Origin of the sequence: Rothia mucilaginosa (assembly GCF_901875305.1) — a bacterium.
Taxonomy (GTDB): Bacteria; Actinomycetota; Actinomycetes; order Actinomycetales; family Micrococcaceae; genus Rothia.
In genome coordinates, this window is the sequence record NZ_CABFLY010000003.1 from 109553 (window position 1) to 132462 (window position 22910).

Below are 22910 nucleotides of genomic sequence, written 5' to 3' on the forward strand. Positions count from 1 at the left end.
AAGCCGCGCACCTCAACCGAGGTTCAGGCGGGTGAGATTAGAAGTTGCCCAGCATCTTGGTGACGTCCAGAGCCGCATCCAGCCGCTCCTCAGTCACTTCGCCGCGCTCCACGTAACCCAGAGCCACAACTGCCTCGCGGACAGTCACCTTGTGAGCCACCGAGTACTTAGCAATCTTCGCAGCAGCTTCATAACCAATCAGCTTGTTCAGCGGGGTCACGGTCGACGGCGAAGCCTCAGCCAGGAAGCGGCAACGCTCAACGTTAGCGGTCAGACCGTCAACCATCTTCTCAGCGGCAACGCGAGAAACATTAGCGAGCAGGCGAATCGACTGCAGCAGGTTAGCGGCCATCACCGGAATGCCCACGTTCAGCTCAAACGCGCCGTTAGTAGAAGACAGGGCAATGGTTGCGTCGTTACCGATGACCTGGGCGGCAACCTGAATGGTTGCCTCACAAATCACGGGGTTGACCTTACCGGGCATAATCGAGGAGCCGGGCTGCAGGTCGGGGATGTGCAGCTCGCCCAGGCCGGTGTTCGGGCCCGAACCCATCCAGCGGATGTCGTTGCTGATCTTCATCAGGCCGTACGCAAGGGTGCGCAGCTGACCGGAAACCTCAATCAGGCCGTCACGGTTAGCCTGAGCTTCGAAGTGGTTACGAGCCTCGGTCAGGGGCAGGCCGGTCTCCTCAGCGAGCAGCTCAATCACACGAGCCGAGAAGCCAGCCGGGGTGTTAATACCGGTACCCACAGCGGTACCGCCCAGGGGAACCTCAGCCACGCGGGGCAGGGAAGCGTTCACACGCTCAATGCCGTAACGCACGGTTGCGGCGTAGCCGGAGAACTCCTGACCCAGGGTGATGGGGGTTGCGTCCATCAGGTGGGTACGACCGGACTTCACAACGTCCTTGAACTCTGCGGACTTGCGCTCCAGAGACTCAGCGAGCACCTCGAGAGCGGGAATCAGGTCCTTCACCAGAGCCTCGGTCACAGCAACGTGCACGGAGGTGGGGAAGACGTCGTTGGAGGACTGGGAAGCGTTCACGTGGTCGTTGGGGTGAACCTCAATGCCCTTGGACTCCAGGGAACGGGTTGCCAGGGTTGCCAGGACCTCGTTCGCGTTCATGTTCGAGGAGGTACCGGAGCCGGTCTGGAAGACGTCAATGGGGAAGTGGGCGTCGTATTTACCGGTTGCTACCAGATCCGCTGCGTCGCGAATAGCCTGGGCGCGCTCAGCGTCGAGCACCTTGAGTTCCTCATTGGCGGTCGCGGCTGCCTTCTTCACGAGGGCAAGCGCACGAATATGGGCGGATTCGAGGGTCTGACCCGAAATTGGGAAGTTCTCGACTGCGCGCTGGGTCTGTGCACGGTAGAGTGCATCAGCCGGAACGCGAACTTCGCCCATGGTGTCATGTTCAATGCGGTATTCAATGTTTTCAGCCATACCTCTAGGATAGGCGCTTAAAGTGGCTCTCGTCGCCAAAATCCGGTGTCAGAAAACGAAAAACGCTCATAAATTTTGCAGGGTTCAGAGCATGGGAAAAGCCCCGCCCCGCGGATGTGGGAACACACCGTAGAGGAGGGGCCTACCCATGAAAAAACATGGCCTTGCGTGCGAACGCGTGGGTTCTCGCGGCGGGTCATTCAAGCGTCCCTCCGGAGAAATAAATCCGGGCTCTAGTCCAGGTTCTCAGCAACCACAACGCGCGGGGGAGTCTTCACGACCACCGGAAGCGCCTGGGTCGGCGGGTTCTGCGCGTCGTTCTTCTCCTCCGGCAGGGCGAGGTCCTGCGAGCTGAACACGAGCTCGGCCTTACCCTCCTTCAGGTGATAGAAGACACCAATCACGGCGACCTTGCCCGCAACCACCGCCTCCGAAATGATGTGGGACTGCTCGATAATACGGATAGCGGTCTGACGGGTGTGCTCACGCACCATGTCGTTAACGGTCGGGTTCTCCGGCAGTTTCGGGGACATCACCGAGGGCAGGATGTGCTCGACCAGGTTACGGATGAAGCCGTGCGGCATCTCGCCGGACTCCAGGGACTGGTTGGCTGCGGTCACAGCGCCGCAGGAGTCGTGGCCCAGGACCATTACGATAGGGGTCTCAAACTCCTCCACCGCGTACTCCAGCGAGCCGAGCGCGGCGTTCTCCAGGACGTGGCCGGCGGTGCGCACCACGAAGGCGTCGCCCAGGCCCAGGTCAAAAATAATTTCCGCCGCAAGACGGGAGTCACCGCAACCAAAGATGGAAGCGAAGGGGAACTGCCCCGAAGCAAGGTCGGTACGGCGGATGGTGTCCTGGTTGGGGTGCTCGTTGCTACCCTCAACGAAACGTCGGTTGCCGTCCTTCAGATGCTTCCACGCCTCTGCGGGGGTCGGCTGAACCTGGTTGGGCTTCTTAGCCATGGTGTCTTCTCCTAGATATCTGGGCGCAGGGGACGCGGCTTCGGCGGCCCGAGCGGCCCCAACGGAGAGGCCCCTCACCAACGCCCCAAAGAACATAACTCAAATATGCCTAATGATGAGAAAAATAGCTAATGCGACGCGCCCCCGCGGAACAGCAGGGGTGCATCCTTTCACTGAATGACCAACACGCTCGAAAACCCGTTCATAATGAGAAATGCGGTGCGTGAGCGCGCTATCCTGAAAGGAGCATTGAACGTCGGTGATTTCGTGCTGGAAAGGTCCAGCCAACCGGCGCTGTCAAGAATTCTCGAAGGTGAGTCTATGACTACGAACAATAACCACGGCGACCGTAACCTGGCAATGGAACTGGTGCGCGCTACCGAAGCCGCAGCCATCGCAGCGGGTCCCTGGGTTGGCGCGGGCGAAAAGAACCTTGCAGACGGTGCAGCTGTCGATGCTATGCGCTACCGTCTCTCCACCATTCACTTCAACGGCACCGTCGTTATCGGTGAGGGCGAGAAGGACAAGGCCCCCATGCTGTACAACGGCGAGAACGTCGGCGATGGCTCCGGCCCCTCCCTTGATGTTGCGGTTGACCCCATTGACGGTACTCGCCTGACCGCTCTTGGTATGGACAACGCCCTCTCTGTGATTGCAGTGGCAGATGGCGGCACCATGTTCGACCCCTCCGCCGTGTTCTACATGGAGAAGCTGGTCACCGGCCCCGAGGCCGCCGAATTTGTGGACCTGCGCCTGCCGGTCAAGCAGAACCTGCACCTGGTTGCCAAGGCTAAGGGCAAGAAGGTCAGCGAGCTGACCGTCTGCGTGCTGGACCGCCCCCGCCACGCCAAGCTGATTCAGGAAATTCGCGAAGCTGGCGCCCGCACCCGCATCATCCTCGACGGTGACGTCGCCGGCGCTATTGCCGCCTGCCGCGAGAACACCGGCGTGGACCTGATGCTCGGCACCGGCGGCACCCCCGAAGGCGTCGTCGCCGCGTGCGCAATCAAGGCAACCGGTGGCGTGATTCAGGGCCGCCTGGCACCGACCGACGATGCAGAGCGCGAGAAGGCGCTGGCAGCAGGCCACGACCTGGACCGCGTGCTGACCACCGACGACCTGGTCACCAGCGACAACTGCTTCTTCGCCGCAACCGGTATCACCGACGGCAAGCTGTTGCGCGGCGTGCGCTACAGCAAGAACATCGTCACCACCCAGTCACTGGTTATGCGTTCCTCTTCGGGCACCGTGCGCACCGTCGAGGCGGAGCACCGCCTCTCCCGCCTGCGTGAGATTCTCTCGCACACCAAGAGCCCCGGCCAGGCCTAAGCCTTTGAGATAGCCAACAAATATAAGGAGCCGCCCCCAACCGAATCGTTCGGTCGGGGGCGGCTCCTTATGTTTATCGCCGTTACCGGCAGGCGTTAGCGAGAGCGGAAGGCCTGAACCTTTGCCTTTGCCTTCGAGATTGCATCACGAACCGCCGGGCGAGCCTTGTATGCCAGGGTGTAGGCGCGGTAACCCAGCGAGGTGACCGGAACATCCCAGGTACCCGGGTACTCCACCGACTTGCCGCCGAAGGACTTCTTGAACTTCGTGAAGCCAGCCCACTCATGGTCCGGCTGATCCTCCGGCGCAATGCCGAAGAGATCCACGTACTTCAGGCCCTTGCGCTTAGCGTCCAGGATGAAGTTCGTGACCACGGGAATACCCGCGGACAGGCGACGATGCTCGAAGGAGGCCGCCGCATGCGCGTAGGTGCGAGTATCGTCCGAATCGTATACAAACGCCGCCGCAATCGGGGTGCTCTCACCGTTCTCACCCGCCAGCTTCGCGATGTACAGGGAAGCCGCGCCAGCGGGCATCAGCACGCGGGCCACCTGCATCAGGTAATCGTCGTGCTGACGGTTGAAGCCATTACGCTCCGCGGTCTCCTCAAGGAAACCGAAGAGAGTCGACATATCCGCAGGATTGGTCGAAACCTCGATGGTCACACCCTTCTTGTGGATGTTGCGGTGCAGATTGCGGTTATTGGACTTCATGCCCTTGAGAATCTCGTCCTCAGAGCCCGAGAGATCAATAATCTGCGTATGTGAAGGCTGCACCTGGCGGGGAGCCAACACTGCACCGCGCTTCGCGAGGAACGCCGCTGCATCCTGATCACCCCAGATGGCCGACTCAGTGGGTTCGATACGTACAAACAAGCAACGGTGCTTCGCAGCTTCTTTCTTCAGTGAGGCGAGAGCCTCGTCAAAGGCCACAGCGCTCGAAGCAACCGGTCCGTACGGGCTGTACAGGTAGCGGCCAGTAGCGCCGCCCTCAACGGTCGCAAGGTATGACCAGCCGTTACCGCTCTTGCGAATCACGGTGTGACCATTAGATTCCTGAAAACGTGCCCAAATATCGGACTGAAGAATATTGCTCATTCCTCTAGTGTATCCGAGCTTAGGGAACGTAAGCCTGCGGCTCCGAAGAGGCCTCGGGGGAGGAATTCGGGCGGGTAAACGAGACGTTCTCCTTAGCCTCACGCTCAGCGGCTGCCTTGGCCTTAGCCTTGGCTACGCGGGTGCGCAGGGCGGCACCCTTATCAATAGCCGTCTGACGCAGGTTGGTCGAGAACGCGTGCAGGTCATCGTGCACCTGACGAGCAAAAGCATCGGTGCCCGAACCCAGGATACGCAGGGCCAGCAGACCCGCATTACGTGCACCGTTGATAGACACGGTAGCCACCGGAACACCGGCGGGCATCTGAACAATCGACAGCAACGAATCCATGCCTTCGAGGTTCTTCAGACGCACCGGAACACCAATCACGGGCAGCGCGGTCACGGAGGCGAGCATACCCGGCAGGTGGGCAGCACCGCCCGCACCGGCGATAATCACACGGATGCCGCGGCTGTGAGCTTTCTTGCCGTACTCAATCATGTCCTCGGGCATACGGTGAGCCGAAACGACGTCAGCCTCGTAGGGGATGCCGAATTCTTCCAGCACCTCGGCGGCGGCCTCCATGACCGACCAGTCCGAATCGGAACCCATCACAATGCCGACGATGGGCTGGGAGGAATCATAGGGAGACTGAGACATAATCCTCATATCCTTTCACAATGCGGTGGAGTACCACCATCACTAGGGGCGTCGGGCGCGGGCTCTCGGCGGAGAGAACCCGCACTCGACCTACATTGAGTGGCCCGCCACTTACAGGGGGCGGCCATCGCGCAGAATAGATGCGGCGTTGGCGGCACTGTGGCGTAGGCTCTCAAGCTCATCAACCCGACCCGAAATATTGACGTGGCCAATCTTGCGGCCCGGGCGGGTTTCCTTACCGTAGAAGTGAATCTTGGCGCGAGGCTCAGCCGAGAGCGCCAGAGGGTAGACACCGAAGATGTCCTCGTTCTCGCCACCCAGGTAGTTCTTCATGACGGCGACCTCGTCCAGCACGGAGGTATCGCCCAGCGGCAAGTCCAGCACAGCGCGCAGGTGCTGCTCGAACTGGCTGGTCACCGAACCATTCTGGGTCCAGTGGCCGGTATTGTGCGGACGCATCGCCAGCTCGTTGATGTAGAAGCCTGCGGGGGAGCCGGGTACCTCAAAGAGCTCGGCAGCCATCACACCGGTCACGCCCAGCTCGGAGGCAATAGTCACCGCAGCGGCCGCGGCGGCCTCTGCGATCTCGGGGGACAGGTTTTGCGCGGGGGCAATCACCTCGTCACAGATGGAATTCACCTGGATGGTCTCGACAACCGGCCAGGGGCGCACCTCGCCGCTCTCACGTCGAGCCACCAGCGCAGAAAGCTCGCGGGTGAAAGGCACCTTCTCCTCGGCCAGCAGGGCGGAGAAATCGGTGCGGGAGGGCAGCTGCTCAAACCACTCGGCGCTACGCTCGCGAGCCTCCTCGGGAGAATCCAGAACGAGTACGCCCTTGCCGTCGTAGCCGCCGCGCGGAGTCTTCAGCACCACGGGCCAGCCAATCTCATCGCCGAAAGCGAGAAGCTCATCCAGGGTTGTCACCCGTGCCCAACGCGGGTTCGGCAGGCCCAGACGCTCAACGGCCTGGCGCATCAGGAGCTTATCCTGCGCGTACTGCAGGGCGTCGGGCTGAGGCTGCACGTTCACACCTTCAGCCATGAGGGTGCGCAAAAACTCGGTGGGCACGTGCTCGTGATCGAAAGTGATGACATCCTTGCCGCGGGCAAACTCGCGGAGGGTATCGAGATCCTTGTAATCGCCGACAGGGGCGGTGCGTACCGCCGCCACGGCGCCGACGGTGGGCGCCTCCGCGAGAATCTGCAGGTTGATGCCAAGGTTAGTTGCTGCGGGGGCCATCATGCGGGCCAGCTGGCCTCCACCGATGACGCCAATTACGGGTCCAGTTACAGGGTAAGTCACATCACCTAAGTGTACTCGCTTCGGGACGTACACGTTAGATGAACCGTATCGTGAACTACCGGAAGGTAGCGGCCCTTGGCCTGGAGAGAGAGCTTCCGCTACCCAACTGGATGTTGGATAAAAAATCCGGCGCGGCTAGGGATAACTCGGCCGGTCTGTACTACCATATGAAGAGCTTGAAAAGTCCCCGGTGCCAGGTTTCGGCTTCGCGGCCCCATCTCCGAGGACCCGGAAGTTATGCACCGACACCATCTGCTAGATAGGCCCCGCATGAGCACACAGACTAAACCCACCATGACCGAACGACTGAAATCCTTATGGGATAGCTACGGCATCGAGGTGCTTAAGTTCGGAACCGTTGGCGGTGCCGCGTTTGTGGTGAATTCCATTACCGTGTGGGTCCTCATGATGACCGTCATGTCGCACTCCCACACGAAGGCGAAGGTCATTGCAAGTATCGTGGCCACCATTTTCTCGTGGCTCATGAACCGCCTGTGGACCTTCCGCGAATCCCGCTCAGAGAACTGGAAACGTGAGGCCATTGAATTCGGCATCGTCAACCTGCTGGGTATCCTGGTTGAGGCCGGTTGTGTGGCCTTCAGCACCTACGTGCTGAACCTGCGCACCGCTGAGGCCTCATTCATCTCCGGTACGATTATCGGTACCATTCTGGGCACCATCCTGCGATACTTCCTCTACCGCTTCTGGGTGTACGGTTCGCACCGTAACCAGGTCTCCAAGGGCGAGGGCACTGACCACGAGGAACTCGGCCGCATGTTTGATGACGCGGCCGCCATCCTAGACGGCGAATCCTCCAAGAACTCCAACGCTCAGGGCGGTGAGGCGAGCGCATCCGGCACCGGGCACGGCCACTAAACGATAACCGTGCGGCGCAGGGCCAGCCACTCGTACCACGACGACTAAGCACCGGTCCCGATACACGAGGTATCGGGACCGGTGCTTAGTCTTTGCCCCTAGGGTCTTGTCGTATCGGAGCGCGGCCTAGCTACAGGGGAGTTCCTTGGCCCGCTCAGCCTCCAGGAGGGATGTAAGCCGCTCCTCGCTCCACTCAACGGCTGGATCAGCCAGGAACACGGCGTGCCCCGAAGCCATGATGGCCAAGGCCTGCATCAGAGTGCTCAGCGTTGCGTTCGAGGAATCAAAACCGTAGCTGGGGCTCAGCATGAGGGCCAGCGCCCGCTGACCGCCGGAAAGCGTTTCGCCGCGGTACGAGTCAGCCAGCTGGCGAATCTGTGCGTAGGCCTCAGAGTAGGTGAAGCCCTCGATGACTTCGGTAGACTCATCGGGTAGTAGTCCCTCGTAGTGGTCCCCCATGCTGGGCACGAGGGCACAGAAATCGAGCACTTCATCGGCGTAGGTTTGCAGGGCCGTTAGATCCCCCGAGTAGGCGAGGGCCAGGGGAGCGCGGTCGACCGCCAGAAGGTAGGCTGGGTCGTTCACGAAGTGCGCGTCCTGTTCAGTGCACACTGCGGCGGCCAGGGGCTCATCCTGATTGAGAGTCACACCCACGCGCAGGGCGGCCAAGCCGACCACCAGAGGGCGCCAGTGCAAGGGGGCCTGTAGGTCGAAGGCCTCATCAGCGGTGAGGTCACATTCCTCGATGAGCAGGTTAGCAGCCTTGTTGACCCAGTTCATGAGGACTCGCCCGGAAAGCTCAATGCGCTCGCCATCGTCGGAATACCAGATGAGCGCGGGGGTCTGTATGGAGCTGAGAGTCTCAAAGAACCGGTTGAGGGAGGCGGGAGCCACGGGACCGGTGGGGGATAGGGTAACCATGGTTTCACTCTACCGCACCGTGGGCTTTGCCCTTGGTACGGGCCATCCTTGACGTTTGCCTCGGCCGTGCGATGAGGGGTGGGCCAGGGCGGTAGCGCCATAAAACAGCGACGAGAAAATTTTCAGCGAGTGGGCGGAAGAAAAACATGCGGAGCGGAGCGATATTTTTCAAATAGTGATTGCCATAAAACCGCTTAATGTAAAGTTTTCTCGTTGTAGTAATGAAATATTTGTCTGTAAGATCAAATATGCGTAACTGTATGAATGGGGAAACACTCGGGCGACAAGAGATTAGGTATGGCTACTCTTATTTATTGCTGAGTCTCTAAAGGATAGGGTGGGAGCCCCAGAAGGTATTCGGCCGCAAGAAATCGCCCCAGAAAACAGGTGCGTGACGAGGGGTTCGACGAGGTGCTTCGCGCCATTTGTGAAACGATATTCTTAGTTTCTGTGCCAAATAAAAGTCGCAATTACAATAAATAATCTTCGTGTTATATACATCCAAACAATCAATAAGTCTAGTTTGACGAAACAGCGTGTCGCACGTCTAATAGATATATAAGCGTGTTTGCTTTGGGGGACCATAGAGACCGAAGCGAATCATGCCACACCATACACACTAAGATTCTGTCCACGACGGATCCGCAGACTCATTATCCTCACAATGAGAACACGGAAGGAATACCCATGGGCTCCTACCTAGCCGCTGACCGCATGACCGCGGCACGCACCTCAGGCGCTCAGCACCGTAGCATGAACCCTGCACCATCACTCGAACAAGCCACCGACACCTTCCTCACCGACGCAGGGCGGCGACAGTCTGCCACCGCCCCCGTCGATATCTGGGCCGCCGCCGCCGGACTCTACGGAACCGAAGGAGACGACGGAGAACTCGCCTGGCAAGCCGAAGCACTCTGCGCTCAGACTGATCCTGAAGCCTTCTTTCCCGAAAAGGGCGGATCCACCCGGGACGCCAAAAGGGTGTGCGGTGTATGCCCTGTGCGTGAAGAGTGTCTACAATATGCAATGGACAATGACGAGCGCTTCGGCATCTGGGGCGGTCTGTCAGAACGAGAACGCCGCCGACTACGCAAACAGGCGAGCTAAGCCAGGAAGGTATAACCCACATGCAGACTGCGCGACTGTGCTCCCGCCAAACCTGTCGACGAGAGGCGACCGTCACCCTCCATTACTCTTACGCGGACTCCACCGCAACCATCGATGAGCTCTCGGAGTTTCGTGATCCCCACGCCTACGATCTCTGCGACGAGCATGCCGCCCGGCTCACTGCGCCGCAGGGCTGGCGTGTGGTCTACAAGGTGCCTGTCCAGGCTGCAGACACCGAAAACTAAGCTTTAAAGCACTAGAATGTAAAGAACCTTCCGCGAATTGCCGCGGAAGGTTCTTTGCGTGTGAGAAACTGACAGGTAGTATTCACCCGCCCGAACACACTCAACGGACACTCACTCACGATAGAACGCGAGACCATGACCAAAGAAACACCTCGAGGCATGTGGGGAGCCCTGCGCCCGGCCATCCGTCGAACCAACGCAGAGGAGCTCCTGCAAGCCCGCCAAGCCGAGCGACAGGCCAACCGCCAGGCCGTAGAACCGGCGCCGAATACCGGAGCTTTCGGGCGCATTGCCGCCGACGTTCCGAGTGTAGCCGAAGAACCCGACCTGCCCACCGGCTCTGTTCCCGTTGTTCCGGCCCGTAGCAAACTGCGTGAGCAGGGTGTCGGTTCGCGTGTGCGCACCCGAACCAACGTCTCCACCGGCTTCGTGCCCCTGGTCCGCGACTCCCAGAGCACCCCCAAAAACCCCACGCTCAGCGATCTCAACCGCGAGACCATGCAGCGCGCCGCCGAAGCTGAGGCGGCAGCTTCGGCCCCCGCAACCGCCTCCAGTACACCCGCCGCGGGTGCACCCGCCCAGGCGGCGGGTGTCGCCACCGCCGAGGCCGCAACCACCACGGGTAACAGCTGTCGTAAGTACCGTACTGAAACCACCCGCACCGGCCAGAATCAGACCGTTGCCGACCCCAACGCGCCGCTTTCCTCCCTCGCATCCTCACCCGAGGCAGCAGAACGCGCCGCGGCCCGTCAGGATGCCATGCAAGATCAGCCGCGCCTGCTGAAGTTGCGCGCCACGCTCATCGCCCTGGCCGTGCCCCTGAGCGTGTTGATGATTGCGATTCGTGCTGTCGCCTCCGCGCCCTTCCTCTGGTTTGAGTACCACCGACCTGGGTTCCCCGAGGACAGCTACGGCTACTACCTCATCGAACGCATGCGCCTGGGCTCCTACGGTCTGGACTACATCAACAACTTTGCCCCGCGAGAGTACCTCGCACGCATCAGCACCGGTGCAGATAAGACCCTCGCTTTCACCGACGCAGAGGTCAACCACATGCACGATGTGAAGTGGGTTCTGCTGATTGCCACGCTTGCCGTCGCCGTGTTTGTGCTGGTTACGCTCTTCAGTAGCCTCTCGTTGCGTGAGCGCGCCCCCGGCGTGATTCGCCGTAGCCTCTTCACCGGCACCTGGATTACCCTGGGCCTCATCGTGGTGCTGGGCGTCGTCGGAGCATTCGGCTGGGAGTGGCTCTTCACAACCTTCCATCAGGTGTTCTTCCCGCAGGGTAACTGGGAATTCTCGGTGCGTAGCACCCTGATTCGCCTCTACCCGCCGCAGTTCTGGATTGACGCGGCCATCGCCGTGGCGGCTATCGTGGTCGCGCAGATTGTGATTTTGCTGGTGGCCACCTGGCCCACGACCTACCGCAAGCTCAAGGCAGAGCGTCGCCGCCAGGAACGCCAGGAACTGCGCATCAAGCTTGCTTCGGCCCGTGTGGGTGAGAACTAGCATCGCGCGTCTGGATGCATAGCGAGGGGGCCGGAACCATATGGTTCCGGCCCCCCCACGTATTTGGGTCGCCCGCGGATTAGATCCGGGATCCTAAATCCAAGACTTGAACCACATGTGCGAGTACCACTGCTCGTAGGGAATAACCTGAGCCGTCCACAGCGGCATAAAGTATGCGCTCACCACGAGCACACCTACCAGGTACAGCACAACCACGGTCACGCCGACGCGCGCCCTTACCACCGAGCCGCGAGCCCCCGAGAGGCCCAGGCCTAGGGTACCAGCCAACAGCAGAATCAGGAACGGCTCGAAGGACAGCGCGTAGAAGTAGAACATCGTGCGGGTCGGGTACATAAACCACGGGAAGTAACCGGCGCCAAACACCAGCAGCAACGCACCAAAACGCCAGTCCCGTTTGAGCAGGAACACGAGCAACCCCACCAGTGCCGCGGGAATAAACGCCCACCAGATCGCCGGGTTACCAATGTTCAAAATGGCCTCGGAGCAGGACTTTACCGTGCATCCGGCGGAACCCATTTTTGGTGACTCGTAGAAGTATGAGGTCGGGCGGCCCAGAATCAGCCACTGCCACGCCTGCGATGAATAGGTGTGCGGGCTACTCAGACCCGAGTGGAACTTGAAAGCGGAGGCGTGGTACTCCCATAGGGAACGCAAATCCTCGGGAAGCCACAGAAGACCCTTACCCGGGTTCTCCTGAGCCCAGTGACGGAAGTACGCGTTCGACGACTGGAACCAACCGGCCCAGGTGCTCAGATACACCAGCAGGCCCACGCCAATCATCTGCACGAAAGCCGGGATGCCGTCGCGCACCAGAGCAGTCAAACCCCACTTCGGCAGGCCAACGATGCGGCGGGCGTTCATATCCCAGAAAACCGTCAGCAGACCCATCGCGGCGATGAAGAAGAGAGAGTTCCACTTCACGCCCACGGCGGCACCGGCGCACACACCGGCCGCCACACGCCACAGACGCAGGCCCATACTCGGGCCCCAAGACATCGGGGGAAGCTCCCCCTGATGATGCCGGGCCGCCTCCGCAATATTACGAGCCAACACACGCCGGGCGTGGATGCGGTCCAAGAGCAAGCACACGAAGGTCGCCAGAATCCAGAACATCTGGAAGATATCGAGTAGCGCCAGACGCGACTCAACCAACATGAGGCCGTCCACCGTGGCCAACAGCGCCGCAATGGTCGAAACCGTCACGGAACGGAAAAGCAACCACGCGGCGTAGGCAATCAGTGCCACCGACAGCGTACCGATAAGGGCCGCTGAAACGCGCCAACCGAAGGGACTATTATCGCCAAAAATCGCCATGCCCGCGGCGATCATCCACTTACCCAGCGGCGGATGCACCACGTACTCCGGTGAGTCCGGCAGGATGCCCGAGGGGTGCCCCGCCACGAAAGAAGCGTTCGCGTCCTTCGTCCAGCTCAGCTCGTAGCCGTAGTGGACGTAGGAGTAAGCATCTTTCGCGTAGTAGGTTTCGTCGAAGACGATGGCGTTCGGGTGAGCCAAGTTGTAGAAGCGCAGCACGCCGGCCAGTAGCACAATTAGTGTGGGGGCTACCCAACCCCAGCGCGGGGCACGGATGTAGGCGACAGCGAGGGCATCGAGCAGGGAGTCCAGACCGTAGCGTCCTGCACGGACGGCGGCCCGGCTCGACCCGGTCGAGGCCTCGGGGGAGGAGAGCTTAGGTATCTTCACCCATCCATCCTAAATGGTTAGACAGTGCGATGCACCATTTCCGCCCGGTGACGAGGGTATATGACGCCCGGAGGACCCGCCGCCGGGAAAGCGTAACCCGAACGCGCCGCCCGAAAAGTGAGCGCTACACTTAGGTGGTAAGCGAAGACCAGACACAGACACGAGGCCTGCCATGACTGCACCCGCCGCGGAACACCCCGAAGAACCCATCGAGCTCTCCGAACCCTCAACGGCCGAGGCACTTAACAATGACGTGCCCGTCACGACCGAAGAAGGCGGCGTGCTTATCCTCGGTGGCACCCCCATCGGCAACCTGGCTGACGCCTCCGACCGCCTGCGCTCGGCTCTTGCCACTGCCGACCTCATTGCCGTCGAGGACACCCGCAAGTTGCGGACCCTCGCTTCCGGGCTTGGCGTGCGCACTCGCGGCCGCGTCATCGTCAACCACGACCATAACGAAGAAGAGCGTAGCGCAACCATCGTGCAGGCAGTGCAGGACGGCCAGCGCGTGCTCCTCCTCTCGGATGCGGGCATGCCCACCGTCTCCGATCCCGGCTACGTGGCCGCGGCAGCCGTTGCCGAGGCGAACCTGCCCATCACCGTGGTGCCCGGCCCCTCCGCCGCCTTGACCGCGCTCGCGCTATCGGGCCTGCCCACCGGCCGCTTCGCCTTCGAGGGTTTCCTGGCCCGCAAGGGCTCCGAGCGTTCGCGTCGCCTCGCCTCGCTGGCGGGAGAAGAGCGCACCATGATTTTCTACGAATCCCCGCACCGCACCGCCGCGACCCTCGCTGATTTTGTGCAGACCTTCGGCGCGGACCGTCGAGGCACCGTCAGCCGCGAGCTGACCAAGCTCTATGAGGAGGTTCGCCGCGGCACCCTCGCTGAGCTCGCCGAGTGGGCTGAAGCCGAACGTATCCGCGGTGAGATTGTCATTATTGTCGAGGGCGCGCAAGCCCCCGAAACCCCCGAAGCTCAGGACGTCGTGCAGTTGGTTCTCGACCGCGTGGCCGCCGGTGAGCGTCTCAAGGCCGCCTGCGCCGCCGTTGCTGCCGAGACCGGCACCTCCAAGCGCGAGCTGTACGAGGCAGCCCTGGCTGCCCGTGCGGAATAATGAACCGTCCGGAACAGTAATCACTTTGGTGTCGCACCCCCCCCCCATAGGGTGGACCTCGGATTACCCTGTGCGGACTACCTCGCGGCATTGCAAACACACAGAAGGAATCCCCATGTGCCAGAACCATACCGGTAACGCTATCACCCAGGAAGACCTGAACGCCCTCGCCGCCTTGGCCGGCTACACTCTGCCCACCCCCGCACAGCTGGAGGGAACCGTGCTGCCGCAGGGCTGGAGCATCGTGCCCGGCGAGATTCCGGCCCCCTACGAGGCGGAACTCTACGCTGGTATTAGCGACGCCGAGGGCGGGGAAGGCACCCGCCGCCGCTCCACGACCGGTGAGAACGGTCGTAGCCGCAACCTGGTTTTCCCACCCGCCCCCGAGCCGCTGCCCTACCCCATCGTTGACAACCACACTCACATGGACCTGCTCGACGGCGAGGTAGAAATCAGCGCCCGCGATGCGCTCGATGCCGGTGAGAAGCTCGGCATCGGCGCCATCGTGCAGGTCGGATGCGACATCCCCTCCTCCCTCTACGCCGTGGCCGCCGCCCAGGCTGACGAGCGTGTGCTGGCCGCCGTCGCCATTCACCCGAACACCGCGCCCGAGCTTGCCCAGGCTGGAACCCTCGAAGAGGCGCTCGCAACCCTGGACCGCCTGGCCGCTGCCGACCGCGTGCGCGCCATCGGTGAGACCGGCCTGGACTACTTCCGCACCGGAGATGAGGGTAAGGAAGCACAGCACTACAGCTTCCGCGAGCACATCCGTCTGGCAAAGAAGCATAACCTGGCGCTGCAGATTCACGACCGTGATGCCCACGAGGACGTCGTGCGCATCCTGGACGAGGAGGGCGCGCCGGCGCGGACCGTGTTCCACTGCTACTCGGGTGGGCCCGAGCTGGCCGCAATCTGTAACGAGCGCGGCTGGTACATGAGCTTTTCGGGTACGGTTACCTTCAAGAACTCGAAGGGTATTCAGGAATCGCTGGCGATGGCTCGACCGGAGCTGATTCTGGCTGAGACGGATGCGCCGTTCTTGACCCCGCATCCGTTCCGTGGTCGCCCGAATGCGTCTTATATGACAAATTACACAGTGCGTTTTATGGCGGCTCACCGCAGTGAGGAGCTGGAGGCGTTGTGCCGCCGCATCCGCGAAAATTCGGAGCGTGTGTACGGTCAGTGGTAGGCTGATCAGTCTGCTAGGTTATGAGGCGAGTGTATTTTTCAGTACGATGTTCTATGACGGCTGTGATTGTGCATTATCTTTTTATTAGCGAATGTGCATGTTTCTGTGATAGTTTCATATTATTCACTCTCATATAAATATTCTCTTCCGGAAGTCGTAGATAGAGATACCCCAACCACCTGACGTTTGCACGATATGTGCTATGTCCGGGTTCCTCTCTAAGCACTATGTGCTCCCCATGCGGCGTCATCATGAAATCGGAGGATTCTTTTGATGAGAATTACTAAATATGTTCTGGGCCTGGACGGTGCTAACCGTTTTGACTCGTTCTATTCGGTGGGTGCGCCTGCCCAGGGATTCGTCCGGTATTCAGCGGTTGATAATCGTGATAATCACGTCACTGCTTCTGAGTTCGATGCCGAGGCGTTCCGTCAGCGTTGGCATTGCAACCCGAAGCCCGCTGAGAAAGGCTGTATGCTCAGTCACGTGAAGATGTGGAAGGAGTTCGTTGCATCAGATGCTGATTGGGCTCTGATTGCGGAGGACGACGCACTGATTTCTTCTGATGCTCAGGCAGTAGTCGAGGCAATTATCACGAAGTACCCGCAGGTTCAACTGGTGAATCTCAGCGATTCTTTTGCAAATGATGCGGGCAAATTGAATCCGCACGTGGAGTATATTCGCTTGTCATTGTTGTCTCCTTTCGTATACGGCAAGTACCGTATGGGTAAGCCGTACGGTAGCTGGCCTTTGGTTTGTACTGGCCTGTATCTGATTTCCCGATCGGGTGCTGAGCTGTTGCTCAAGCAGTTCGAGAGTAAGGTTCCGGGTACTGTGGCTGATGACTATAAGCTGTACCAGCAGTGGGGCGTGGATGTGCGTTTTGTACAGCCTGGTCTGTGCGGCTGGGAGGGTAGTAGCGTTATTTTGGAATCCGGTAAGCGTCATCTGGATAAGGTGAATAGTCTCCAACACGGTACTGGTCCTCTTGACCGTCTACGTATTGCATTGGCGCCCAAGAAGCGTATTACAAATGCAAAGAATGCTCTGGAAGCCACTCTTGACGAGGTGAAGCACCGCCTGGGTAAGGCGGAGTAAAGGGGAAAATCATGGCAAAAATTCTGAAATATGTTCTGGGAATGGACAACGCTAACCGATTCAACTCTTTCTTCTCCGTGGGCGCACCTGCTCAAGATTTTCAGCGTTATTCTGCAGTAGATAATCGCGACGATCATGTCACTGATGCACAATTCGATAGCAAGCTGTTCTTGACTCGTTACGGTAAAGAGCCAAGGCCTGCCGAAAAGGGTTGCGCTTTGAGCCATTACCACATGTGGAAGGACTTCCTCGCTTCAGATGCCGACTGGGCTTTGCTGGCAGAGGACGATATCCTTATTTCCCCTGACCTTCAGCCTGTAGTGGAGAGGATTATTGACAAGTATCCTCACGTACAGATGGTTAACCTGGGCGATATCTACGCTTCTGAAGCTGGCAAGTTGAACCCCCGGGTGGATTATCCTCGTCTGTCGTTGCTTTCTCCTTTTGTGTACGGTAAGTACCGTATGGGGAGTACCTATGGTTCAAAGCCTCTGTATGGTGCTGCCTTGTATCTTCTTTCGCGTTCCGGGGCTGAACGACTCGTGGAATGTTTTGGCGAGACGGTTCCTGGCGTTGTTGCCGATGATTATTCTCTCTATCGAGAATGGGGAGTGGACGTATATTTGGTGCAACCCGGTCTATGCGGTTGGGAAGGTACCAGCCTCATTCAAACTTCTGGCGTTCGTCACCTGGAAAGCCTCAAGAGCACGCAGCATGGCACCGGCTCTCTCGATCGTTTGCGCATCGCCTTGGCGCCGAGGAAGCGTTTGCAGAATGCACAGAATATCCTGGAAGCAACTTTTGAGGATTTGAAGCGGCGCTTGGGACGGTAACCCAGAGACGGAATGGGCTACTGCTATCACATATATAGTGGGTCTTCTGCCTGACTTTTCCCCCCCTCCCTATCGCACACACGATAGGGAGGGGATTGTTTTTGCTGAATACCAGCACGACGCGTACCATATCGCGTCTTACCCTGCGGATATCTGAGGTTGGTGCATGTTGAATGATAGAATTCTTTCTACGTAGCACTGTTGTGTGCGTATTTATCACACGCTCAATATTCAGACGCCCTGCCATTTGCCCACTGATTTGTAAGATTGACGAACCCTTCTATTGTGCAGGTGGTCTGATGCTCTGAAAGCTCATCATTGACCATTGCAATCTTCTATTGCTTAGGTTTTCTGAATGAGCTATTGAAAGGAAAAACATGGCAAAGATTCTGAAGTATGTTCTGGGCCTGGATGGCGCAAACCGTTTTGAATCGTTCTATTCTGTGAGTGCTTCCGTGCAGGATTTTGTCCGTTATTCTGCGGTGGATAACCGTGATAATCACGTCACTGATGAAGAGTTTGACGTTGAGTTTTTCCGTAGTCGCTGGCATCGCGACCCTAGGCCCGCGGAGAAGGGGTGTATGCTTAGCCACGTGAAGATGTGGCGTGATTTCGTCGCTAGTGACGCTGATTGGGCTCTGATTGCTGAGGATGACGTCCTTCTTTCTCCGGATGCTGATGCGGTGGTGAACGCAATCATCACGAAGTACCCGCAGGTTCAACTGGTGAACCTTTGTGATTCTTATGCTAATGATGCGGGCAAGCTGAACCCGCAGGTGGAATATATTCGTTTATCTCTGCTGTCTCCTTTTGTGCACGGTAAGTACCGTATGGGTAAGCTGTACGGTGCCTGGCCCCTGATTTGCACCGGTCTGTATCTGATTTCCCGTTCGGGCGCTGAGTTGCTACTCAAGCAGTTTGAGGATAAGGGGCCGGGTACTGTGGCTGACGATTATAGGCTGTACCAGCAGTGGGGCGTGGATGTGCGTCTTGTGCAACCTGGCCTGTGCGGCTGGGAGGGTAGTAGCGTCATTCTTGCATCCGGTAAGCGTCATCTGGACACGGTGAATAGTCTCCATCGTGGTACTGGTCCCCTGGATCGAGTGCGTATTGCACTTGCTCCGAAGATACGTCTGAAGAATGCGAGGATTGCTCTGGATGCCACCCTTGATGAGATAAAGCAGCGTTTCTCGCGGTAACCTAAACTGTAACCTCCCCACCATCCACCTATGTGAAGGAACGCTGTGAACGATCTGCCCCTGCTCGGACCGGCCGAGATTCGCGAGCTCGCTGAGAGCCTCGACATTCGACCCACGAAGACGCTGGGGCAGAACTTTGTGATTGACCCCAATACGATTCGTCGTATCGTCAATGCCGCGGAGATTTCCCCTGAGGAAACCGTGCTGGAGGTCGGCCCGGGTCTGGGCTCGTTGACCCTCGGTATTCTGGACGCGGCGAAGGACATGGTCGCGGTGGAGATTGATCCGCCGCTGGCGCAGCAGCTTCCGCACACCATTGAGAAGTTCCGTCCCGAGAAGGCGGGTGATATCGATGTGGTGCTGATGGATGCGCTGAAGGTGACCGAGCTTCCCCGCACCCCGGACGCCCTGGTAGCGAACCTGCCCTACAACGTGGCGGTGCCGGTGCTCCTGTACCTGTTCGGACAGTTCCCGAGCATCCGTCACGCGCTGGTGATGGTTCAGGACGAGGTTGCCGACCGTCTTTCGGCGACTCCGGGTTCGAAGATTTACGGTGTTCCCTCGGTCAAGGCCAATTGGTACGCCGAGGTGTACAAGGCAGGTGTTATCGGCAAGAATGTGTTCTGGCCGGCCCCGAAGATTAACTCCGGTTTGGTGGGCTTCCGCATGCGCGAGGAGCCTCTCTCAACCGTGGACCGTGACCTGGTGTTCACGATTATCGATGCGGCCTTCGCCCAGCGCCGTAAGACCCTGCGCGCTGCGTTGAGCTCCTGGGCGGGTTCGGGCGCGCGTGCCGAGCAGATTCTTATGGCTGCCGGTATCGCCCCGACTGAGCGCGGTGAGAAGCTGGACATCCACGGCTTTATCCGTATCGCGGAGGCTTCGCTGACCGTCCCGGCTGAGCCTGCCGCAGAGTAGTTTCCTCCTGCACCGAATTTTTCATTGATGTTCTTAAGCGAGTTTCCGCGCGAAAGGTGTATGCGCTGATGAATACCGCCGCCCAGACTGCTATTTCGGTTGATGCCCCCGGAAAGGTAAACCTGTACCTTGCCGTGGGGGACGTTCGCCCGGACGGCTACCATCCGCTGACCACGCTTTTTGCTGCGGTTTCTCTGACCGAGACCGTCACCGTCTCTGAAGGGCAGACCCAGGGCCTGAGTCTGAGCATGGATATTGTGCCCGGTTCCCTAGTGGATCAGCAGATGCAGGCTGGCCAGTTCGATCCCGCCGACGTGCCGATGGACGAGCGGAACCTCGTCTACCGTGCCGCCGAGCTGATTCTTGCCGAACACGGTATTTCTGGGCACGGCGTTGAATCCGCGCCGGCGCTGCACCTGCACATTGCGAAGGCTGTACCCGTGGCCGGTGGCATGGCGGGCGGCTCAGCAGATGCCGCAGCCGCCCTGATTGCCACGGACCGCTACCTGCACGCAACCGGCCGCACCGATGGGCTCCTGACCCCGGGTGATTACGAGCGCCTCGCCGCGCAGCTCGGCGCCGATATCCCCTTTAGCGTGCGCGCCGCACTCGGCCAGACCCTCGCCCTGGGGCAGGGCACCGGCACCGAACTGCAGAACGTTGAAGCGCCCCCGGAGTCGCTACACCTGGTAATTGTCGCCGCGCAGTTCGGCCTCGCCACCCCCAGCGTGTTCAAGCAACTGGATGCCGGCCGAGCCGCGGGCCTATATCCCGCCTCCGGCGAGCTGGTAGAGCCCGTGGAGCTTTTGGATGCTCTGAAGTCCTACGACGGTTCGGATACGGCGCTCGCCTCCCTAGCGGCCCTGTTGCGTAACGACCTGCAGGCACCCGCGCTCTCGTGCGCCCCGCAGCTGGCTGAAACCCTGGCCCTGCGCAATGACGGGGCAACGCACGCATCGCTGGTGTCTGGCTCCGGTCCGACCGTGCTGCTACTGGCCTCTTCTCAAGCACGAGCAGAGGCTCTCGCTACCTCTCTTCGTGTTGAGGGCCACCACGCCGTAGCTGCCGAAGTTACTAGTGCGTAGCTCGTATATCTGTCACACTAGATAACGATCTATCACTCACTGACTTCTATTGTTCTCTGGCGGAAAGGGAGAATCTTATGAAGGTTAAAAATATTGTTATCGCCCAGGACCGTTTTAGCCTTCTTGGCGGTATTACGACCGTTAACAGGATTTTGGGTAGGGCCTTTAAAGAAGCCGGGTACAACGTTAGCCATCTGGCACTCTACGACAATACGGGAAATAACCCTGACGCTGTGACCCCGGATTTTGTGATTCGCGCCGGCTCGCTTGTCTCAAAGACTACCCATAACAAGCTGGTGTACAACAACCCCGGACCGCTGGGTGCCGTGCTGGCGGCTAAGAAGGCGTTTACCGCCCTGTGGGACCGTTACAACGCGGTGCGCACCAGCCGCTACCTGCGCTCGCTGGGTAAAGATACCGTTATTTTGACCTCGATGACCGATATCGCTGAATATCTGGTGGACTATGCACGAAAAGACCAGAAACAGGGAGTCGGGTATCTCTACGAATTCCATAGTGCTTTCGAAAGCTTTCACCGCACAACTCGTGAAAAGGCCCTTCAGGATATCGGGCGCTACTATGACTCCTTCATCGCGCTTTCTGAAGGAGACGCGCGCCTCTTTGCTGAATGGCTGAAGCGTCCGGTTGACGCTGTCTTTAACCCTAACGTTTATATCACCTCTGAGATTCAGCAGAAGATTATGGGCATAGCTCAGCAGAAGAAGCCAATCATTCAGTATGTTGGCCGCTATGGGGCTGAGAAGGGTCTCATGCACATTCTGGAGAGCTTCATCGCGTGTGCGCAGGAGTTCCCCGAGTGGGTTCTGAAATTCAACGGTAGCGGCAGCCAGGAGGTGGAACAGCAGATCAAGGACCGCGTTGCTTCGCTGGAGCCTGCTCTTGCCGAGCGTATCGTGGTGGGTGGACCCCTGAGCTCCGAGCAGGTGCTTGAAGCCTATGCCGAAGCATCATTGACCATTTGTGCCTCTGATTTTGAGGGTGGCCCCATGTCTTTGCAAGAGGGCATGCGCGTTGGTACGCCTTTGGTTTCTTACCCCTCCAGCTATCTATTGTTGGACTATTTGCCTGAATTCGGCTATCTCGCTGAAGAACGTAGCGTTGAGGCGCTGACGAAGCAGCTACGCCTGGCTATAGGTGATGATGAATTGCGAGCTAAAAAATCTGCTTTGTGTGTTGAGAAGTCCTCTATTTTCTCTCCTGAACATATTGTTCGGTGTTGGGAGAAAGTTTTTGCGTCTATCCACCGTTAGTCGTAAGTGTCGAGGAATGCTTATATAGAAGAGTGCCGGTTCTAGAGCAAAATCTAGGACCGGCACTCTCTGTTATTTATAATCTAGCGGTCGCTCATGAGCTGACGCTCGGGGACACCACGGAAACGGTACTTGAAGATACCCTCAAGCGCTCCAAGATTGCCGCCGAGCTGAGCGAGTCCTTTAGCGCGCTGTGACTGGGAGAAGCAGACCATGGGGATAGCCTTCAGAGCGGCAAGCACCGAGAACTTGAGGCTGGGGCCACGCATGCCCTGATCCTTGAAACGCTGCCAGAGGAGCACACGGTAAATCTGATAGCGTCGCTGCTGGCGGAACAAACCCCGAAGGGTCGCGCGAAGGCGGTAGTTGACGAGGGATTCCTGGGTCTTGTAGAAGGGGACCCCCGCAAGCGTCAAACGCCAAGAGAAGTCCGTCTCCTCAGAGCCCGCGATGTAGCTACAATCCATTCCGCCGTGCTCCAGGTAAACCTCGCGAGGTACCGAGAAGTTACATCCGGTGAGCGAGGGGAGGAAACCCGCGAAGGGTGTGAGTTTGTCGATGCTCTCAATCAGCCCGCGGTTCTCCAGAATATCCTTATCCGCATCGGTCGGAATGCCGTAGGCTTCCAGCACCTCGGGAGGGTTGGATCCGTGCAGGTTAGCGCCCGCACCGATGACGGGGCCGTGCAGATCCTGCAGGTGAAGGTGTCCCTCAACCCATTCGGGTTCCACGAAATCATCTGCATCGCAGTAGACGAGAATCTTGCCGCGTGCCTCACGTGCGCCGACATTACGGGCGTTTGCGGGGCCCTTGATATCGCTAGAATCCACCCAGCGGAGAGGGTAAGGGGCGTCGAAGGCCTCAACCAGAGCGATAGTGTTATCGGTGCTGCCGTTATCGCTAACGACCACCTCAAAAGAGCGGGTGGTGGTTTGCTTAGCTAGGGCCTCCAGCTGCGTTGTGATGAAGCGGGCTGCGTTGTACGCGGGGATGACGACCGAAGCTTCGTACTCGTACTTTTCGCTCAT

21 protein-coding genes are annotated in these 22910 nt (G+C 59.1%); 13 read left to right on the forward strand and 8 right to left on the reverse strand.

Going from position 1 to position 22910, the window contains the following annotated elements:
- Window positions 1-37 precede the first annotated feature (37 nt).
- Both JX292_RS04625 and JX292_RS04630 read right to left on the reverse strand, forming a co-directional pair.
- Window positions 38-1444, reverse strand: a complete 1407-nt coding sequence (locus tag JX292_RS04625) for a class II fumarate hydratase (protein ID WP_204862003.1) — start codon at window positions 1442-1444, stop codon at window positions 38-40.
- A gap of 233 nt (window positions 1445-1677) precedes the next feature.
- Window positions 1678-2409, reverse strand: a complete 732-nt coding sequence (locus JX292_RS04630) for a carbonic anhydrase (RefSeq protein WP_204862005.1) — start codon at window positions 2407-2409, stop codon at window positions 1678-1680.
- A 321-nt stretch (window positions 2410-2730) separates the two neighbouring features.
- Between JX292_RS04630 and glpX the strand changes: the two genes are divergently transcribed.
- Window positions 2731-3738, forward strand: coding sequence for a class II fructose-bisphosphatase (gene glpX, locus JX292_RS04635; RefSeq protein ID WP_204862008.1), 1008 nt, complete (start codon window positions 2731-2733; stop codon window positions 3736-3738).
- A gap of 95 nt (window positions 3739-3833) precedes the next feature.
- On the opposite strand, the gene JX292_RS04640 is transcribed toward glpX, so the two are convergent.
- The 3 genes from JX292_RS04640 to JX292_RS04650 form a co-directional block, all read right to left on the reverse strand.
- Window positions 3834-4835, reverse strand: coding sequence for a lipid II:glycine glycyltransferase FemX (locus tag JX292_RS04640; RefSeq protein WP_204862010.1), 1002 nt, complete (start codon window positions 4833-4835; stop codon window positions 3834-3836).
- Between the two features lie 19 nt (window positions 4836-4854).
- Window positions 4855-5493, reverse strand: coding sequence for a 5-(carboxyamino)imidazole ribonucleotide mutase (gene purE / locus JX292_RS04645; RefSeq protein ID WP_204862011.1), 639 nt, complete (start codon window positions 5491-5493; stop codon window positions 4855-4857).
- A 111-nt stretch (window positions 5494-5604) separates the two neighbouring features.
- Window positions 5605-6795 carry a 5-(carboxyamino)imidazole ribonucleotide synthase gene (locus JX292_RS04650; protein WP_204862019.1) on the reverse strand — a complete coding sequence of 397 codons (1191 nt, stop codon included), beginning with the start codon at window positions 6793-6795 and terminating at the stop codon, window positions 5605-5607.
- A gap of 270 nt (window positions 6796-7065) precedes the next feature.
- Here JX292_RS04650 and JX292_RS04655 point away from each other — a divergent pair, with 270 nt between their 5' ends.
- Window positions 7066-7671 carry a GtrA family protein gene (locus tag JX292_RS04655; RefSeq protein ID WP_239653638.1) on the forward strand — a complete coding sequence of 202 codons (606 nt, stop codon included), beginning with the start codon at window positions 7066-7068 and terminating at the stop codon, window positions 7669-7671.
- A gap of 126 nt (window positions 7672-7797) precedes the next feature.
- Here the strand turns inward: JX292_RS04655 and JX292_RS04660 are convergent, their stop codons facing one another.
- A complete protein-coding gene (locus tag JX292_RS04660) occupies window positions 7798-8592 on the reverse strand; it encodes a TIGR03089 family protein (protein ID WP_204862021.1) in 795 nt (264 codons plus the stop codon).
- A gap of 687 nt (window positions 8593-9279) precedes the next feature.
- Between JX292_RS04660 and JX292_RS04665 the strand changes: the two genes are divergently transcribed.
- The 3 genes from JX292_RS04665 (at window position 9280) to JX292_RS04675 (ending at window position 11453) form a co-directional block, all read left to right on the forward strand.
- Entirely contained in the window at window positions 9280-9699 is a 420-nt protein-coding gene (locus JX292_RS04665) for a WhiB family transcriptional regulator (protein ID WP_345771515.1), read from the forward strand.
- 20 nt (window positions 9700-9719) lie between these two features.
- On the forward strand, window positions 9720-9944 hold the full coding sequence (locus JX292_RS04670) for a DUF3499 family protein (protein ID WP_204862023.1): 225 nt from the start codon (window positions 9720-9722) through the stop codon (window positions 9942-9944).
- 135 nt (window positions 9945-10079) lie between these two features.
- Window positions 10080-11453 carry a TIGR01906 family membrane protein gene (locus JX292_RS04675; RefSeq protein ID WP_204862025.1) on the forward strand — a complete coding sequence of 458 codons (1374 nt, stop codon included), beginning with the start codon at window positions 10080-10082 and terminating at the stop codon, window positions 11451-11453.
- Window positions 11454-11546: 93 nt separating this feature from the next.
- Here the strand turns inward: JX292_RS04675 and JX292_RS04680 are convergent, their stop codons facing one another.
- Window positions 11547-13178, reverse strand: a complete 1632-nt coding sequence (locus JX292_RS04680) for a dolichyl-phosphate-mannose--protein mannosyltransferase (protein WP_204862033.1) — start codon at window positions 13176-13178, stop codon at window positions 11547-11549.
- 172 nt (window positions 13179-13350) lie between these two features.
- Between JX292_RS04680 and rsmI the strand changes: the two genes are divergently transcribed.
- The 8 genes from rsmI to JX292_RS04720 all read left to right on the forward strand — a co-directional run bounded on the left by rsmI (window position 13351) and on the right by JX292_RS04720 (window position 21882).
- A complete protein-coding gene (rsmI, locus tag JX292_RS04685) occupies window positions 13351-14289 on the forward strand; it encodes a 16S rRNA (cytidine(1402)-2'-O)-methyltransferase (protein WP_204862034.1) in 939 nt (312 codons plus the stop codon).
- A gap of 115 nt (window positions 14290-14404) precedes the next feature.
- The gene (locus tag JX292_RS04690; RefSeq protein WP_204862035.1) at window positions 14405-15478 is read left to right on the forward strand and encodes a TatD family hydrolase; all 1074 of its coding nucleotides are present in this window, start codon (window positions 14405-14407) and stop codon (window positions 15476-15478) included.
- A 273-nt stretch (window positions 15479-15751) separates the two neighbouring features.
- A complete protein-coding gene (locus JX292_RS04695) occupies window positions 15752-16576 on the forward strand; it encodes a glycosyltransferase family 25 protein (protein ID WP_239653639.1) in 825 nt (274 codons plus the stop codon).
- Between the two features lie 11 nt (window positions 16577-16587).
- The gene (locus JX292_RS04700; protein ID WP_204862037.1) at window positions 16588-17409 is read left to right on the forward strand and encodes a glycosyltransferase family 25 protein; all 822 of its coding nucleotides are present in this window, start codon (window positions 16588-16590) and stop codon (window positions 17407-17409) included.
- 377 nt (window positions 17410-17786) lie between these two features.
- Window positions 17787-18608 (forward strand): glycosyltransferase family 25 protein, encoded by an 822-nt coding sequence (locus tag JX292_RS04705; protein WP_204862043.1) that lies wholly within the window; start codon window positions 17787-17789, stop codon window positions 18606-18608.
- A gap of 45 nt (window positions 18609-18653) precedes the next feature.
- Complete coding sequence (rsmA, locus tag JX292_RS04710) at window positions 18654-19526, forward strand: 16S rRNA (adenine(1518)-N(6)/adenine(1519)-N(6))-dimethyltransferase RsmA (protein ID WP_204862045.1); 873 nt, start codon at window positions 18654-18656, stop codon at window positions 19524-19526.
- A 68-nt stretch (window positions 19527-19594) separates the two neighbouring features.
- A complete protein-coding gene (locus tag JX292_RS04715) occupies window positions 19595-20611 on the forward strand; it encodes a 4-diphosphocytidyl-2C-methyl-D-erythritol kinase (RefSeq protein ID WP_204862047.1) in 1017 nt (338 codons plus the stop codon).
- Between the two features lie 77 nt (window positions 20612-20688).
- Window positions 20689-21882 carry a glycosyltransferase gene (locus JX292_RS04720; RefSeq protein WP_204862049.1) on the forward strand — a complete coding sequence of 398 codons (1194 nt, stop codon included), beginning with the start codon at window positions 20689-20691 and terminating at the stop codon, window positions 21880-21882.
- Window positions 21883-21965: 83 nt separating this feature from the next.
- On the opposite strand, the gene JX292_RS04725 is transcribed toward JX292_RS04720, so the two are convergent.
- Entirely contained in the window at window positions 21966-22910 is a 945-nt protein-coding gene (locus tag JX292_RS04725; protein WP_204862051.1) for a glycosyltransferase family 2 protein, read from the reverse strand.